Source organism: Streptomyces sp. ADI95-17 (assembly GCF_003846175.1).
GTDB lineage: Bacteria > Actinomycetota > Actinomycetes > Streptomycetales > Streptomycetaceae > Streptomyces > Streptomyces sanglieri.
This window is the reverse complement of record NZ_ML123047.1, coordinates 756404-771543: the sequence shown is the minus strand read 5'-3', so window position 1 is coordinate 771543 and position 15140 is coordinate 756404. Positions and strand designations below refer to the sequence as shown.

General features: G+C 68.7%; 15 protein-coding genes. 4 read left to right on the top strand and 11 right to left on the bottom strand.

All coding sequences use genetic code 11. The features are described from left to right. Positions 1 to 4: 4 nt before the first annotated feature. From EES42_RS22475 to EES42_RS22445, 7 genes are all read right to left on the bottom strand, one after another. Positions 5 to 1963: a putative baseplate assembly protein gene (locus EES42_RS22475; protein ID WP_124720017.1), complete on the bottom strand. Its 1959-nt coding sequence runs from the start codon at positions 1961 to 1963 to the stop codon at positions 5 to 7. Beyond that, positions 1960 to 2373, bottom strand: a complete 414-nt coding sequence (locus EES42_RS22470) for a GPW/gp25 family protein (protein ID WP_124720016.1) — start codon at positions 2371 to 2373, stop codon at positions 1960 to 1962. Before EES42_RS22470 ends, EES42_RS22475 begins: the two co-directional genes overlap by 4 nt. Before the next feature lie 6 nt (positions 2374 to 2379). After that, the gene (locus tag EES42_RS22465) at positions 2380 to 2661 is read right to left on the bottom strand and encodes a PAAR domain-containing protein (protein ID WP_124720015.1); all 282 of its coding nucleotides are present in this window, start codon (positions 2659 to 2661) and stop codon (positions 2380 to 2382) included. A gap of 36 nt (positions 2662 to 2697) precedes the next feature. After that, a complete protein-coding gene (locus EES42_RS22460) occupies positions 2698 to 4692 on the bottom strand; it encodes a VgrG-related protein (protein ID WP_124720014.1) in 1995 nt (664 codons plus the stop codon). Beyond that, positions 4692 to 5495, bottom strand: a complete 804-nt coding sequence (locus tag EES42_RS22455) for a CIS tube protein (RefSeq protein WP_124720013.1) — start codon at positions 5493 to 5495, stop codon at positions 4692 to 4694. The genes EES42_RS22460 and EES42_RS22455 overlap by 1 nt, the downstream gene beginning before the upstream one ends. A 5-nt stretch (positions 5496 to 5500) precedes the next feature. After that, positions 5501 to 5938, bottom strand: coding sequence for a phage tail protein (locus tag EES42_RS22450; RefSeq protein ID WP_072488542.1), 438 nt, complete (start codon positions 5936 to 5938; stop codon positions 5501 to 5503). 66 nt (positions 5939 to 6004) lie between these two features. After that, positions 6005 to 6394 (bottom strand): hypothetical protein, encoded by a 390-nt coding sequence (locus tag EES42_RS22445; RefSeq protein WP_124720012.1) that lies wholly within the window; start codon positions 6392 to 6394, stop codon positions 6005 to 6007. A 139-nt stretch (positions 6395 to 6533) separates the two neighbouring features. On the opposite strand from EES42_RS22445, the gene EES42_RS22440 reads away from it, so the two are divergent. Both EES42_RS22440 and EES42_RS22435 read left to right on the top strand, forming a co-directional pair. Next, entirely contained in the window at positions 6534 to 7073 is a 540-nt protein-coding gene (locus EES42_RS22440) for a hypothetical protein (protein WP_124720011.1), read from the top strand. Between the two features lie 297 nt (positions 7074 to 7370). Further along, the gene (locus EES42_RS22435; RefSeq protein WP_124720010.1) at positions 7371 to 7601 is read left to right on the top strand and encodes a hypothetical protein; all 231 of its coding nucleotides are present in this window, start codon (positions 7371 to 7373) and stop codon (positions 7599 to 7601) included. A 178-nt stretch (positions 7602 to 7779) separates the two neighbouring features. On the opposite strand, the gene EES42_RS44820 is transcribed toward EES42_RS22435, so the two are convergent. The 4 genes from EES42_RS44820 to EES42_RS22420 are packed head-to-tail and all read right to left on the bottom strand — an operon-like array spanning position 7780 to position 10426. Continuing rightward, positions 7780 to 7923, bottom strand: coding sequence for a DUF6760 family protein (locus tag EES42_RS44820; protein WP_093896703.1), 144 nt, complete (start codon positions 7921 to 7923; stop codon positions 7780 to 7782). Further along, complete coding sequence (locus EES42_RS22430) at positions 7920 to 8378, bottom strand: hypothetical protein (RefSeq protein WP_124720009.1); 459 nt, start codon at positions 8376 to 8378, stop codon at positions 7920 to 7922. Before EES42_RS22430 ends, EES42_RS44820 begins: the two co-directional genes overlap by 4 nt. Beyond that, positions 8378 to 8821, bottom strand: coding sequence for a phage tail protein (locus EES42_RS22425; RefSeq protein ID WP_072488539.1), 444 nt, complete (start codon positions 8819 to 8821; stop codon positions 8378 to 8380). Before EES42_RS22425 ends, EES42_RS22430 begins: the two co-directional genes overlap by 1 nt. A gap of 54 nt (positions 8822 to 8875) precedes the next feature. Next, the gene (locus tag EES42_RS22420; protein WP_124720008.1) at positions 8876 to 10426 is read right to left on the bottom strand and encodes a phage tail sheath family protein; all 1551 of its coding nucleotides are present in this window, start codon (positions 10424 to 10426) and stop codon (positions 8876 to 8878) included. A 318-nt stretch (positions 10427 to 10744) separates the two neighbouring features. On the opposite strand from EES42_RS22420, the gene EES42_RS22415 reads away from it, so the two are divergent. Together EES42_RS22415 and EES42_RS22410 are read left to right on the top strand one after the other, a co-directional pair. Beyond that, positions 10745 to 14500 carry a phage tail protein gene (locus EES42_RS22415; RefSeq protein ID WP_241196508.1) on the top strand — a complete coding sequence of 1252 codons (3756 nt, stop codon included), beginning with the start codon at positions 10745 to 10747 and terminating at the stop codon, positions 14498 to 14500. Between the two features lie 54 nt (positions 14501 to 14554). Continuing rightward, the gene (locus EES42_RS22410) at positions 14555 to 15124 is read left to right on the top strand and encodes a hypothetical protein (RefSeq protein WP_124720007.1); all 570 of its coding nucleotides are present in this window, start codon (positions 14555 to 14557) and stop codon (positions 15122 to 15124) included. Positions 15125 to 15140 lie beyond the last annotated feature (16 nt).

Sequence of the window (15140 nt, the reverse complement as noted above, 5' to 3'; positions counted from 1 at the left end):
GTGGTCAGGCCTCCCGTACCCGGAGCTGGTGCTCGTAGCTGAAGACCAGCGCGTGCCGGTCCAGCGCGATCTTGGTGGTGGGTTCGCCGCGCTGCCCGTTCACGGGGTCCGCGGGGAAGAGGCGTACGTCCTCCACCAGGTCCACGCCCGCCACCTGCTGGAGCACGGCGAACGCCTCGCCCGACTGGATCGGCCGGCCGAACGGCCAGCCGTCCCGGCCCGGTCCGCCGCTCAGCGGGTTGAAGTAGCTGTAGAGGGCGGTCAGCGCCTCCTCCCGCACCTTCTCCAGCACGGCACCTCGGCGGGCCTGGACCGTGGCGACCACCGTGACGCCCTGGTAGAAGGGCCGCTCAACCACCAACCGGGCGCCGATGGGCCTGCGTTCGTCCAGATGGCCCGCGATCAGGGCGAGGGTCTGCTGCGGCGGGATCAGCTCGTCGAACCGGATCCGTCCCTGCTCGTCGCTGCGCCCGGCCGGTACGACGAGCAGCCGCACCCCGCCCGCCTCGACGTCCGAGTCCTCGCCGGCCGGGATGCACTGCACCCGGGCCGCGTCGGGCGCGACCTCGCGGGCCAGCAGCTCGTAGTCGTGCGGCACGACGGCCCGGTGCAGGGTCCGCAGCGTCATCGGCCCGCGCACCCGTGCGCTCTCCACCGTCTCGCCGTCCACCCCGCCCAGCGCCGCGCCGCGGTTCTCCACCCGGGCCACGTACGGGATGGCGCTGCGCAGCACCCGGAGGGTGGAGCGGGCGACGTTGCCGCGCAGGCCGCCGCCGGTGCGGTACGAACGCACGCGTACGGTGGCGCCCTTCGGCGGCACCTTCCCGTAGTAGCGGATGGAGCCGTCCCGCTCCCGTACCGCCGGGCCGAACTCGACCCGCCCCGAGTTGGGGTCGAGCGTGATGTGCCGGTCCTCGGGGCCCGAGTGCGCGAAGTCGTCGACCCGGGTCCACTCCGTGCCCTGCGGGCCGCCCGCCGGATCCGCGACCTCGACGACGAAGTCGCCGGGTACGACGGGCGGGCGGCTGATCGTGAAGGTCTGGCCGGGTACGCCCTCGGCCGGGCCGAGCACCTCGTCGGTCACGGTCTCGGCGTGCACGGCGCCGACGGTCGCGCCGATCGTGAACGCGGTGATCCGGCGGACCACCGGGGGCGCCATGTAGGTGGGCTGCCCCGGGGCGGCCTCCACCAGCCGGCAGCGCAGCCAGCCGCCGGTCCGGCGCACGACGACGTTCGGGGTGTGGCCCTTCGGGAGGTGCAGGATCAGCTCTCCGGACCGGTTGAAGCCGCCGGTGTCGTCCTTCTCGACCTCGCAGGCGGTCCAGGCGCCGCCGTCCCACGCCTCCCAGACCAGGGGCGGTCGCAGCGGGTCCACGCCGACGCCCTCGACGGCGCAGTCCAGCCGGAGCACGACGACGCCCGCGGGGACGGCCGCGGACAGGCCGACATAGAGGGCGTCGCCGGGCGCGGGCGTGGCGCCGAAGCAGGGGACGGAGCGGCCGAGCGCGAGTTCCTCGGTACGGTCCAGGGTGTCGCCGGACGTCGGCCAGGTGGCGAGATGGGCGAACTCGCAGGGAGCTATGGACAGTTCGCCCTCGGTCGTGAAGACCACCGCTTCCTCGGTCTCGGTGCGTACGGTCGCGACCTCCGTGCCGGCCCGTACCCGTACCGGCTCGGGCTGTGGCGCGGAGAGCCGGAACGTCACATCGGTGCGGGCGGCCGTGGGCTGGTGGAGCCGGACCCCGATCAGGTCGAGGAAGGTCAGATAGCTCTTCTCCGGAACGCGGTTCACCCGGTAGACGAGCTGGTCGACCATGGTCGCGAAGGCCTCGATGAGGGTCACTCCGGGGTCCGACACATTGTGGTCGGTCCACTCGGGGCAGCGCTGCTGGACGAGCCGTTTCGCCTCGTCGACCAGGCCCTGGAAGTGACGGTCGTCCAGGTGCGGGCTGGGCAGTGTCACGCGCCGTCCACCTCTTCGTGCTGCGGGATCACATAGAACGGGAAGACCAGGTTCCGGGGGTCGTTGGCGCCCCGCACGGTGTAGCCGATGTCGATGTACAGGACGCCGTTGTCCGCCTCGTCGAACCGGACGACGACCTCGGTGACCTCGATCCGGGGCTCCCACCGGTCCAGTGCGAGCCGCACCTCGTAGGCGAGCTGCCCGGCCGTGCCCGCGTCCGCCGGGGCGAACACGTAGTCGTTGACGGCGCAGCCGAACTCCGGGCGCATCGGCCGCTCGCCCGGCGATGTCGCGAGGATCAGCCGGATCGACTCCTCCAGCTCGTGCTCACCGCGCACCAGGGCGATGGAGCCGGTGGCGTCGGTGCGCGGCGGGAAGGCCCAGCCCGCGCCGATGAACTCCTGTCCCATGGACGCTCAGCCTCCGATCAGCACCGTCGGGCACCCGGACACGATCGGCGCGCCGCAGGCGGCCCGGTCCCCGACCCGGGCGGCGGGACGGCCGCCGATCAGCACCGTGGTGCTGCCGGGCGGGACGATCGCGGACGGGGCGTGGACCGCGGGCGGCGGCATCGCGCACAGGTGCGGGGTGCCGACCGTGGCGGCGGGGAGCCCGCCGATCAGCACGGTCGGGACGCCGGGGGGCCCGACCGTGCCGGGGTGGCCGGTGGGGTCACCGACCCGTGCGGCTGCTGACATGGCAGTCCGTTCCTCTCGCTCCGCGCGTCCGCGCCGTCAATTGATCTTCACCATGGGTGCGTTGACGGCCAGGGAGCCGCCGCTCTTGATGTCGGTGCGCTGCGTTCCGTCGACCGTGACCTGACCGCCCTGCACGGCCACCGTGCCGCCGGTGGAGAGCTTGACCTCGCCGGTCCCGCCGTCGACGCTCACTCCGCTGCGGGACTTCAACGTGACGCTGTCGCCGCTCAGTTCGAGCGTCCCCTGCCCGCCGTCCAGCGCGACGCCGCGGGCGGCCTTGATGGACACCTGCTGCTGGGCCTCGATGTTCACGCTGCCGTCGCTGTTGATCACGATCACGGTGCCCTTGCGGTCCAGATCGATCTTCAGCTTTCCGTCGCCGGTGAGCAGGCGTACGCCCTGCGGGCCGTTGGCGTCGTCCAGGAGTTCCAGCTGGTTGCCGCTCTTGGAGGCGATCGAACGCCGGTTGACGGCCCCGCTGGTCGGGTCGACGAGGGGGGCGCCCGGGGCGGCGGACTCCGGGGCGGACCCCGAGGTGTCCGGGCTGCCGGACACCGCACCGGCCACGGCACCGGCCGCGCCCGCCGGAGCGCTGCCGCTCCCACCGCCACCACCCCCGCCGCTGCCCTGTGACGGCCGGTCCTTCCCGTTGTACAGACCCGCCAGGACGTACGGGCGGTCCAGATGGCCGTGCTCGAACCCCACCAGCACCTCGTCCCCGACCTCGGGGATGAACGCCTCGCCGCCGCTCGTCCCGCCCGACTGGGCCGTACGCGCCCAGTCGCTGGCGTACTCGTCCGACAGCCAGGGGAACCGCACCTTGACCCGGCCCGAGCCCTCCGGGTCATGGGTGTCCGTGACCGTCCCGCTGACCAGCCCCGCGCACCGTGAACCCCCACCGGACCCCGCACCGGGGCCACCCGAACCAGGCCCGCCGCCGGTCAGCCCGAACAGCGAACGCTCCTGCTGCCCGGAGACGGTGAGCCAGGTCTCGTAGCCGCGCACCGGGTCGAAGACATGCCGGGACGACGTGACCGTGTACCGCCCCTCGAACGGCGCCCCCACCGCGTTGAGCGCCACCGCGCTGCCGGCCCGCACCTCCGGGTTCCCCCGGATCACCGCCTCCAGCTCCGCGAACGACCCGGCGATCCGCTCCGCCAGGGCCTTCGCCGCCTGGTCCACCTGCGCCTGCGCCCCGTACGCCGCGTCGGTGACCACGAAGCGCGCCTCGCCGAACGGGGCGGACACCTCGGCCGCGCTCACCCCCAGCTCCAGCGTCGCCGACTTCCCTGCGGGTGCCCGCCCGACCAGCGGCTGCTTGGCCTTGACGTCCCAGCCGCGCACCTCGACCTCGGAGACCTGCTCGGCGGAGGACACCCCGGCCCGGCAGCGCAGCAGGTTGCTGCCCATCTCCAGGACCAGCGGGTCGCGGTCGGCCCGCGCCGAACCGTCGGGTGCGCCGCTCGCCTCCGCGGGCCGGGTGATGTGCAGCTGACCGTCGAGCACATACGCCTGGGCGCCCGCCTCCTCGGCCAGGTCCCGGATGAACTCCCAGTCCGTGACGTTGGGCTGGGCGATGTGTTCGAGCACCGGACCGGCCACGTCGACGGTGCCCGGCTTGAGTCCGGCGCGCTGGGCGACCTGGGCGCAGATGTCGGCGAGCGTCATGTTCTGGTAGCTGGCCACCCGGCGCCCCCGGAACAGCCGGTGCGACTCGTCGAGCCCGCGTACGACGGTGAACGTGCCGGTCTCGTCGAGCTCCACCTCCAGAGCGGTGACGACCCCCTTGAGCAGCGGCTTCGGTGCCGAGTCGCCGCCCGCGCGGGCCAGCAGCCGGGCCTCGCTGCCGATCTTCAGCCCGGTCTGCTCCAGCAGCACCCGGTCCGGGTCGCGGAAGCGCAGGAGGAACAGGTCGGGCAGTGTCCGGCTGTCGTCGACGTACCCCTCGACCAGGGTGTTCACGAACTTCGCCGGCAGCGGACTGCCGCCGAACTCCACCACCAGCGCCGTCGCGACGCCCGACTGCGCCATCAGGACCGCCCTCCGCCCTCGGCCTCTCGGAGCCGGTTCAGCTCGTCGAGCGCGGGGAGCAGCAGCTGCCGTCCGGGGGCCAGCCGCAGCGGGTCGTCGATCCCGTTCGCCTCGGCGATCACCCGCCAGGCCGCCGGGTCGCCGTACTCGCGCTGGGCGAGCGAGGGCAGCGAGTCCCCGGCGCCCAGTTGGTGCACCCGGCGGGCGGCGAGGGCGCCCGAGGTCGGGTTCTGGCCCGGGGTGTCGCCGCTGATCTCCTCCATCGTCACCTGGCAGACGGCCCTGATCGGCACGCCCGACGTGGTGAACAGGGTGTATTTCGCCTGCACCTGGCTCACGTAGCCGGGGAACCCGGTCAGCCCGCCCCAGTGGAAGACCACCCACGGCGGCGAGGACCGCTGCTGCTGCCGGGTCTCGTTCGTCGGCACGCAGCAGGCGAAGAGCTGCTCCACCGAAGTCACCACCCGGGTGTCCTGGGTGTCGCTGGCGTCGAAGAACATCTCCACGGTGAGCTTGCTGGGCTGCGAGCCCTGGTACTCCGGCGGGCCGGAGCTCTTCGCGCCCTTGGCCGGACTCCGCTTCCAGGAAGCGGCCTTGGTGAGGCTCAGTTCCTTGGGGTTGAACTGGAAGTCGATCCGCCCGCACGGGCCGCCGGGGGTGAGGCCGCCGCCGGTCGGCGGGGTCCGCAGCTCCAGATAGGCGTGCTCCAGCTTGGGCCGGGCCGAACCGCCCTTGCCCGCCTTCGCTCCCGCCGCCCCGGACGTACCGGCGGCGCTGAAGGCGATGGGACCGGCACCGCTCACGACGCTCAGCCCTCCATCACATAGCCGTGATGGGCGATCTCGATCGTCTCCATCGCGACCTTGGGCGATTCGGGGGTGAAGGAGGGCCCGGTCCAGCGGACCGGCACGACCTCCAGCAGCCCCCACTGGGCCACCTTCTGCCCGTCCCCGGTCCGTGCCTCGATGTGCGCCGTCTTGCGGCTGAACCCGGTCGTCATGGTGGCGAACCAGCGCGCCACCTTCTCGGTCTCCTTGGTGAGCGGCCGGGACAGCTTGACGTTCGAGTACTTCAGCCGGGTCGGCAGCTGCCACAGATGCCCGTTGTTGCCGCCCTCCTCACGGGTTTCGAGCACCACTTCGCAGCCCAGCCCGTCGCATGTGTTGAACGATCCGAGCTCGATGTCGTCGATCGTGACGACGAAGCAGACACTGACGGCGGGATCGTTCTCCTGGGCGGTGGCCATGGTCCGTACCTCTCGTTCTCAGTGCCTGGTCTTGTCTCGTTCTCAGTGCCTGGTGTTGCCTCGTTCTCAGTGCCTGGTGTTGATGAGGAAGCCCGCACGTTCGCGTTCCAGCCGCAGATCCGCCTTGAAGAGCCTGCTGAGCGGCGCGTACAGGGCGCGTACCAGTTCGTCGCTGACGACGGGCGCTCCTCCGTGGGCGGGGGCGGCCCCGGAAGCGCCGGGCGCGCCGTGGGCCTCGGCCGTTGGCCCGGGTTCCGGTTCCGGCTCGGGTTCCGGCGCGGCGTCCTGGGGCGGATCCGGAGGCGGCGGCTCCTCGCTCTCCGTCTCGCGCTGGACGACGGCCGCCGAGTACGAGGGCGGCGGCGACCCGAAGACGACGCTGCCGTCCGCCATCCGCTGAGCGACTCCGGCGGCCACGGCGGCCGAACCGGCGGTGGTGAAGGAGGTCGAGGTCACGGAAGGGGCAGAAGCGGCGGCCGGTGCGGAACGACTACCGGAACCCGGCAACGAACGCGGCACCGGCGGCCCGCCAACTGCCTGACGCTGTAGGGCGGGACGAGACGGATACGACGTACGCGCCGCCTCCCCCGGGGCCGTGGCCGTAGCCGTAGCCGTACGTTGCAACGCCGCCGGCAGGGACGCGGCCGGCGTCACCGAGGGCACGCCCGCCCGGTCCGAGGTCCAGCGCACCGGAACGGAATCCGGCGGAGCGGACGGCGAGGCGGACGGCGGCGAGTACGACGACGGACCGGGCCTCGCCCCCGTGCCGGCCGACGGAACCCCTGCCGTCTCTGCCTCCGCCCCGTCCACGGCCGAACGCTGTACGGCGCCCACACCGCCGCCCGGCCCGGCCTGGAGCGCCACGGGCCGCTCGGCGAGCAGCGGCGCGACCGGGTCGGATGTCCGGGGCGGTGCGAGCGGGCCCGGAAAGGACACGGCGGAGGACCGCTGCACCGCCGGCGCGGGTGCCGCCGGTACGGGCTCGGACGCGGCGGGGAGTAGTGGGGAGTCTCCGAGCAACGGAGCGGTGGCCCCACTGGTGTCGGGGGCAGGCTCCGGAACTCCGGACGACGCGGAGGGAGCCTCGGGGGCCTCGCGGACCTCCGAGGCCTCGGGAGCCGCAGCGGCCTCATAGCTCCCGGCTGCCGCTTCCGCCTCCGGGGCGGCGTGGGCGGCCTGCCGCTGTGCGGTGGGCGGCAGTGCGGACATGGGTGCCCCGAGACCGGGCGCCCGCCGGGGCCGGTCCGGGGAAGACGGCAGCGCAGACCGCTGAACGGCCGGGCCGGAGGACGCCTCCGCCGCCGGTTCCGGAGCCGAGGCCGCTACGAGAGGCTGCTCACCCACCAACTGGCGTACCGGCAGGCCCGCCACGGCCGACTCACCAGCCGACGTCATCGCGGGCGCACCGCTCGCGGCAGCACGCTGCACAGGCATGGGCCGGGGCAGAGGCACGTACCCGGTCCGGACCGACACCTCCCCCGGCCGCTCCGCGGACCGCTGCACCGGCGACGGGCTCTCCGCCGGAGCCGGGGCGGTGATCCCGTGCACCAGTCCGGTGGGCGCGTCCGGGCTGACCAGATGCCCGAGGGGAGTGCCGAGCGAGGTGTCCTGCCGGGTGGCGAGCGACCCCTGGAACCCGGACGGATCGATGACCAGATCCTGACCACCCAACATCCGCTGAATGGGCGGCAGTTCGGCCGGATCGACCCGCTCGCGCGGCGCCGCCGCCGGAGCGTAACCAGCGCCGCCTGCCCCCGTACCCGCACTCGTCTCCGTACGCCCGCCGCCGCGCAGCCAGGACATCAGGCCCATGGATTCTCCCGCCCTCCCTGCGCTGTTCGCTACTGCCCGTTGAGGCGAGCGATCTGTGCGACGAACCTCAGTCGTTCCGGGTGTTCCAGGTCCAGCAGCTCATCGAGCGGCCAGTGGAAGTGATAAGCGAGGTACGCGACCTCCTCGTAGAGCAGGTCGGCCGCGTACGTCACGATTCCCCCAGGCGGCCACCGGCGAGATTCACCGCGAACTCCTCCTTGCAGGCCGGGCAGGAGACGGCGGCGCGGGTGTGCCCCTCGGCGTTGATCCGCCGGTAGAAGTCCTGGAGAAAGGCCAGGTCGGAGGCGAAGAGGTCCTCGATGATGCCGGGGTGGATGTCGTCGATCGTGCCGATCCGGGTGACGACCCTGGCGATGAGCACGACCGAGAGGTACGCGGAGTTCTCGCGCACCCGGTCGTCCCGCAGCGGCACGAGTTCGTCGCGCGCGGTCGCGAGCCGCATGACGCCCGTGTGGTGCACGGCGCCCGTCTCGTCGACGTACCCGCGCGGCAGCTCGAAGGTGAACTCGGTACGGAGCGGCTCCCGTTGCCCGGACCGCCCGGTCCCGGCGGCCGGGGCGTTCGGGTCCGAGCGTTCGAGGGCGTCCGCCGATGTCGTACGTCGCATCAGTCGAGTTCCATGCTCTCGTACGTGATCGCGAGCTTCTCCGTGAGGACCGAGGTGTCACCGGCCTTGAGGGTGCCGATCTCCAGGGACTTCGGCCAGGCGTTGATGAGCTTGTAGCGCTTGATGGCGATGCCCTCGTGGTCGTACACGATGACCGCGCCGTTGCGGCGGGCCGCGGTCATCCGGCCGAACCGGGAGTCCTTGATCCACCGTTCGAAGCTGTTGTCCTCGGTGAGACCGCGGGTCACGGTCACCTCACCGGCCTTCGGCCTGCCGGGGAGCTTCTTGATGGCGTAGCGGCCGTCGGCGGTGTTCTGCTTCAGCTCGATGACGTCCTGCTCCATCTTCAGACCACTGACCTCAGTGATCTGCTTGATGACGACGCTGTCGAATTCGAGGCCGAAGGAGGCTCCGACGGTGCTGTCGAGATCGGGAAGTGGCACAACAGGCTCCTTTACGGCTCTTACCGCTTGGTGGACCTAGGGGACCGGGCCGCGCTACTCGTCGACGCCGCCGGTGCCCCCGGTCAGCTGGGAGAGGCGGAAGACGACGAACTCGGCCGGCCTGACCGGTGCCACCCCGATCTCGCAGATGACCTGACCTGCGTCGATGCTCTCCGGCGGGTTGGTCTCGCGGTCACACTTGACGTAGAACGCCTCTTCCGGGGTGAGCCCGAACAGCGCCCCCTTGCGCCACTCGTTGACCAGGAACGCCGAGACGGTGCGCCGGATACGGGCCCACAGGGCGTCGTCGTTCGGTTCGAAGACGACCCACTGCGTACCGGCGAGGATCGACTCCTCCAGGTAGTTGAAGAGGCGCCGGACGTTCAGATAGCGCCAGGCCGGGTCGGAGGCCAGCGTGCGCGCGCCCCAGACCCGGATGCCGCGCCCGGGGAAGGACCGGATGCAGTTCAGCCCGATCGGGTTGAGCAGATCGTGTTCGCCCTTGGTCAGCTGGGTCTGCAGGGCGACCGCACCGCGTACGACCTCGTTGGCGGGGGCCTTGTGCACCCCGCGCGACTCGTCGTTGCGGGCCCAGACTCCGGCGATGTGGCCGCTCGGCGGGACGAGCCGGGCGCGCCCGGACGAGGGGTCGGCGACCCGGATCCAGGGGTAGTAGAGCGTGGCGTACTTGGAGTCGAAGTTGGCCCGGTCGGTGCGCCAGGCGCGGATCTGCTGCGGGCTCAGTCCCGGCGGCGGGTCGAGAATGGCGACCCGGTCGCCCATCAACTCGCAGTGGCTGATGAGCCCCTGCTGCACGGCGATCACCGACTCCAGGTCCAGCAGCCCGCGTTCGTACGCGCTCATCAGGTCCGGCACGGCGATGGTCGTGACCTCTTCGACCGCTTCGAGCCCACCGAGCCCGGTGCGGCGGTCGGGGTCGCCGACGTACAGCTCGGGGGTCAGCGCCCCGGCGTCGGGAGAGGCGGGCGCGGCGGGAGCCAGCGTCACGCTCTGCGGCCCGGGCCTGGCCGGGGCGGCGCCGCGCCCGGTCTCGCGTATCTCGATGAGCTCGGACTTGGCGTTGACCCGGGTGGCGACGTTCTCCTTGCTGCGCTTGGTCGTGACGCTCGGGTACGTCTCCGCGACCTGCCCGTCGCGCTTCACGATCAGCTGGAAGACGTCGGAGGGCGGATCGTCCCCCTCCACCTCGGTGACCTCGACGGTGATCTCGCCGGCCGCCCCGGGGCGGGGCTTCACCGCGTACGGCCCGATCTGCGTCTCCGAACCGGCGGGCAGCTGCCCGGCGCTCCGTTCGTCGTCCCCTTCTGCCTGCGGCTCGGTGCCGTCGTCGATGCGCACCACGTAGCAGACGCCGCCACCGTTGGCGAAGAACCCGTACACGGCGGACGCCAGATACGTACCGTCGACGAAGTCACCGAACGTGCTGGCGAACTGGCTCCAGTTGGTGATCAGCGTCGGCTCGTCGAACGGGCCCTTGCGGGCGAAGCCGACGAAGGCGGCGACCGAGGTGCCCACCCCTTCGATCGGCCGGGATCCGGACTCGATCTCTTCGACGTAGACGCCCGGGGACAGGTACGACGGCATGTGAGTCTCTCCTTGGCCGGGGAACGCCCGCAATTCTCGCGAGACCGGCGATCACCGGGAACGGACACACGGCCGCCCGCCCGTGCACCGGCCCCTGCCCGATCAGGCAATGCCGTCGCGCTGTACGTACCGCCGTGCGCTGCCCCCGACCGCGGTGCGCCTGCCCTGCGTACCGCGCGGGTGTCGCGCACACCCTGGGACGGCGACAGGACCATGCGCGGTCGGGAGCGTGTGCGGTCGGGAGCGTGTGCGGTCGGGGACCAGGCGCGGCCAGGGATCAGGCGCGGTCAGGAGCGTGTGCGGCCGGGGGGAGGGCGGATGAAGGCGGTTCCGGAGAAGGGCCCCGCCGCTGCCCGTACAGACGTCTCCCGTACGACGACGGCACCGGAACGCCCACCCGTCGACCGCCCGCCCGGCGACCGCCCGGCCCCTGATCCCCGCACCCTGCAACGCCTGCAACGCGCGGCGGGGAACAGCGCGGTCTCCCGCCTCGTCGCCCAGCGCTACACGGCCCCGGTGAAGCCGTCGCCCGCCCAGGCCCCCGGCTTCCGCAAGGTCAAGTCCGACGTGGCGGCGAAGAAGATCCGCCTGGCCCACCACGCCCCCGCCGCCACCGAGTCGAAGTCGGCGCAGGACGCGGCGGTCGCGCCGCCCGACGACAAGGAGGCGCAGGGCAAGGCGGCGAACGCGGAGAAGATGAACGCGGCGAAGCCGGGCGAGTTCAACAAGCAGGCGTTCATCGACGCGGTGAACAAGGCGATCGACGCCCAGGCCCCGAAGAACCTCGACCAGGCGGACAAGTTCTCCAAGTCGGGGAAGGCCGACAAGATCAAGGACGAGGTCGACGGCAAGGTCAAGGACGGCAAGGACTCCTCGGCCAAGGACATCGACACGGCGACGAAGGCCCCGCCGGACACGGCGGCGGCCAAGGACAAGCCGGTCACCCCGATGTCCCCGGACCAGCCGCCCGCCAACCCGGGGGCACCTTCGGCAGCCGACGCGGTACCGGAGAAGCAGCCGGCCTCGGTCACCGACTTCTCGCAGGGCCCGGCCGCCAATGACCAGGCGATGGCGGACGCCGAGGTCACCGAGGACCAGCTGGCCAAGGGCAACGAGCCCGAGTTCGACCAGGCCCTCTCCACGAAGAAGACCGCCGAGGCGGATTCGGCGAAGGCCCCCGCGAAGGGCAAGGCGGCCGAGGCCCAGCAACTGTCCAACGCCAAGGCGGGGGCGGCGGCCTCCGGCGCCCAGGCCATGAACACCCTCACCGCGACCCGCACCTCCGCCGGCAAGCAGGTCGACGGCGGCAAGGGCGAGACGAAGTCCAAGGACGAGAAGAAACGCGCCGAGGTAACGGCCAAGCTCCAGAAGGTCTACGACGGCACGAAGAAGGACGTCGAGACCACCCTCTCCGACCTGGACAAGAAGGTCGACACCGCGTTCACGCAGGGGGAGAAGGCGGCCCGGGACGCGTTCACCGCCGACCACAAGCGCCGCATGAAGAAGTACAAGGACAAGCGCTACTCAAGCATGTTCGGCCCCGCGAAGTGGGCCAAGGACAAGCTGATGGGCATGCCGAAGGAGGCCAACGACCTCTTCCAGGAGGCCCGCAAGCTCTACGTCGCGAAGATGCAGACCGTCATCTCGTCGGTGGCCGACATCATCGGCGCCGAACTCGGCAAGGCGAAGGCCCGCATCGCCAAGGGCCGAACGGAACTCAAGGCCGAGGTGGACAAACTCCCCGCAGACCTGCGCGAGTTCGGCCAGGAAGCCGCCACCGACTTCGCGGGAAAGTTCGACGACCTGGAAGCCACGGTCAACGAGAAGTCCGAACAGCTCGTCCAGGACCTCGCCCAGAAGTACACCGCTGCCCTGAACAAGGTCGACGAGGAGATCAAGAAACTCCAGGAGGCCAACAAGGGCCTGGTGGACAAGGCGAAGGACGCGATCGTCGGCGTCATCAAGACGATCAACGAACTCAAGAACCTCCTCCTCGGCATCCTCGCCAAGGCCGCCTCCGCGATCATGAAGATCATCAAGGACCCCATCGGGTTCCTCGGCAACCTGGTCAAGGCGGTCGGCGCCGGCCTCAACCTCTTCATCACCAACATCGCCGAACACCTGAAGACCGGCGTCGTCTCCTGGCTGCTCGGCACCGCCGTCAAGGCCGGCCTCGAACTCCCCCAGAAGTTCGACCTCAAGGGCATCATCCAGCTCATCGGCTCCCTCCTCGGCCTGACCTGGGCCAACATCCGCGCCCGCATCACCCGCAAGGGCATCCCCGACCAGGCCATGACCGCCGTAGAGTCCTCCGTCCCCGTCGCGAAGAAACTCGCCACCGAGGGCCCCGCAGGCGCCGTCAAGGAAATCACCGAGGAAGCCGGCGACCTCAAGGCCACCATCCTCGAAAAACTCACCAGCTACCTGATCCCCACCGTCATCATCGCCGGCATCACCTGGATCATCTCCCTCCTCAACCCCGCCTCCGCGTTCGTCCGCGCGGTCAAGGGAATCATCGACATCGTCACGTTCATCGTGAACCAGGGCGCCCAGATCGTGGAGTTCGTCAACGCCGTCCTGGACGCGGTCATCGCCATCGCCAACGGCGGCTCGGCAGGCGTCCCCAAGATGGTCGAAACCGCCCTCGCCGCCAGCGTCCCGCTGCTGATCGGCTTCCTCGCCTCACTCCTCGGCATCGGCTCCCTCGCCAACAAGGTCAAGAGCGTCTTCCACGCCGTCGCCCGCCCCGTGAACAGGGCCATTGACAAAATCGTCGGCTTCATCACCAAGAAAGGAAAAGCCCTCTGGGAAAAACTCAAAAAGAAAGACAACAAGAACAATCCCAAGAATAAAGGAAATGAAAGCCGCGAAAAGGATAGCCCTCAAAAGAAACAAGAAGACCTCAACCGAATAGTAGCTTCCCTAACACCCAAAATTGCCAAATATGTAGGGTCAGGAAAGTCCCACAAAGCCCTGGAAGCAAGGCTAGGGATTTGGCGTCGCCAGTACCGCCTCGCAAGTCTGGTGGTGTCACAGGACGGTTCGATCACCGCCAAGATCAACCCCTCGATCACCATAGGCAATATCAGCGTCAAGGATCAAGAATTGGCACTTCTCATCATTCCGGCCCTGGCGCAAGTCGAGCAGGAATATTTTGCCCACCTCTTACTCACCGAAGATCGCGGCCCGATAATAACAAAGGCAATTTCCGGCTGGATAGGCGGACGGGCAAACTCTCTCACCAAACTTTCATCTTTCGAGAGAGCCATGGTCATGGCATATTTTCGCCCCGGCGCAAAGGTGCTGGCAATCGAAAAGTCCGTTTCGATATTCACTCCAGACAGCCAGCGAAGCAGTTCATCCGTAGGAGTGATCGGGAGAGTCAATGCTGTTGGCGCCTATGCCGCCAAGCAAAAAATGAACAAAAAGGGAAAAATTGTCGACATACTCAGCGTATCGGAAGACTTGCGAAGGAAGTCACAAAAGGCATACGGAACACCTTTACCCGATCAAGACATAGCGAAATCATTGAGCTCTTCAGAATTTAACGAAACAGTTTTGCGCAGTCGCGCCACACGAACCACGAAGACCGCACAGAAAGCTCTGGAAATATTCATACGCGCCATGAGGAGGAATCACAGACTCGTGCAGTCCGTGGAAACAGGGCGCATGCATGGCGTGCCAAGTGCGACCACCATGAGGAATTCACTGGTTCAATCCGGTACCGTTACAGGATTGGATCCGATTCTTGGGATGGATGGCAGCATGAACATCATGGCACCACTCGCCCAGGACCCCGCTCAGCAACAGAAACGCGAAGAGCGCCTCGGCACCGTCCTCATCGAGATGATCAAATCCGCTCCCACAGCTGGACAATCACAGATAGCAGGACAGAGTCTGATCTCCTCAGTTCACATGCTGGTGGCGGACGGATACAGTGTCAACCCGCTCGCAGAGCAGATCGAAAGGTACGCGGAGTCCAAAATGTCTGGAGCTTCCCCATCACAAATAGAACATGAATTCCGCTTACTCAAGATCGGAATACGCGACATGTTGGAGAACACAAATAAGTGAACGCATTGGGTCATCGAATCAATCAACGGATCATCACACACATGAAGGTGACTAATGCGCCTCAACGTGATATTTCGAGACTCCATTGACCCTCAAATATTTGCCAGATTCACAGAGGGTAAGAATTGGGTATTCCAGGGCGCCTACCCAGCCGTCGAATCAGCGCCGGCAGAAGTGGTCTGGGCTACACCAGCCGGAGTAGGGGTGCACTTGATCGAAGACGAGGCACTGGACTTGATGTACCTCTCCATCGAGAACTACTCCGTTAAGGGCACCTCCCCGGAAGCCGTACAATCAGCACTTAATTTGGTTACAGAGGAATTCGACACAATATCCACCCAAGAGCTGGTCGACCTCTATTATGCTGAGCCAGATTGGAATGCGCGCGTTCTCGCACTGATGATGATTGCTGCAGCAGCTGGAGAGGATTCCACGCCCGGCATCTGTCAGGTCATCAAGCATGGAATCGGTTTCGATCAGCCAGACGTCAGGAAGGCCGCAGCAATTGCTTCAATGTATACCCCCTGGCCCGACCTCAAGGCTGCGATCTCAGCTGCAGCAAACAGCGATTCCGATGAACAGGTCCGAGATCTGGCATCGATGTCACTACTAAATTTTAAATAGGGTCTCAAAATAATCC

Excerpts from the sequence above, each read along its gene's own strand:
- EES42_RS22470 (WP_124720016.1), bottom strand. The coding sequence starts at position 2,373 with ATGGGACAGGAGTTCATCGGCGCGGGCTGGGCCTTCCCGCCGCGCACC.
- EES42_RS22465 (WP_124720015.1), bottom strand. The coding sequence starts at position 2,661 with ATGTCAGCAGCCGCACGGGTCGGTGACCCCACCGGCCACCCCGGCACG.
- EES42_RS22460 (WP_124720014.1), bottom strand. The coding sequence starts at position 4,692 with ATGGCGCAGTCGGGCGTCGCGACGGCGCTGGTGGTGGAGTTCGGCGGC.
- EES42_RS22450 (WP_072488542.1), bottom strand. The coding sequence starts at position 5,938 with ATGGCCACCGCCCAGGAGAACGATCCCGCCGTCAGTGTCTGCTTCGTC.
- EES42_RS22435 (WP_124720010.1), top strand. The coding sequence starts at position 7,371 with ATGGGCCGGGGCAGAGGCACGTACCCGGTCCGGACCGACACCTCCCCC.
- EES42_RS22430 (WP_124720009.1), bottom strand. The coding sequence starts at position 8,378 with ATGCGACGTACGACATCGGCGGACGCCCTCGAACGCTCGGACCCGAAC.
- EES42_RS22420 (WP_124720008.1), bottom strand. The coding sequence starts at position 10,426 with ATGCCGTCGTACCTGTCCCCGGGCGTCTACGTCGAAGAGATCGAGTCC.
- EES42_RS22415 (WP_241196508.1), top strand. The coding sequence starts at position 10,745 with ATGAAGGCGGTTCCGGAGAAGGGCCCCGCCGCTGCCCGTACAGACGTC.
- EES42_RS22410 (WP_124720007.1), top strand. The coding sequence starts at position 14,555 with ATGCGCCTCAACGTGATATTTCGAGACTCCATTGACCCTCAAATATTT.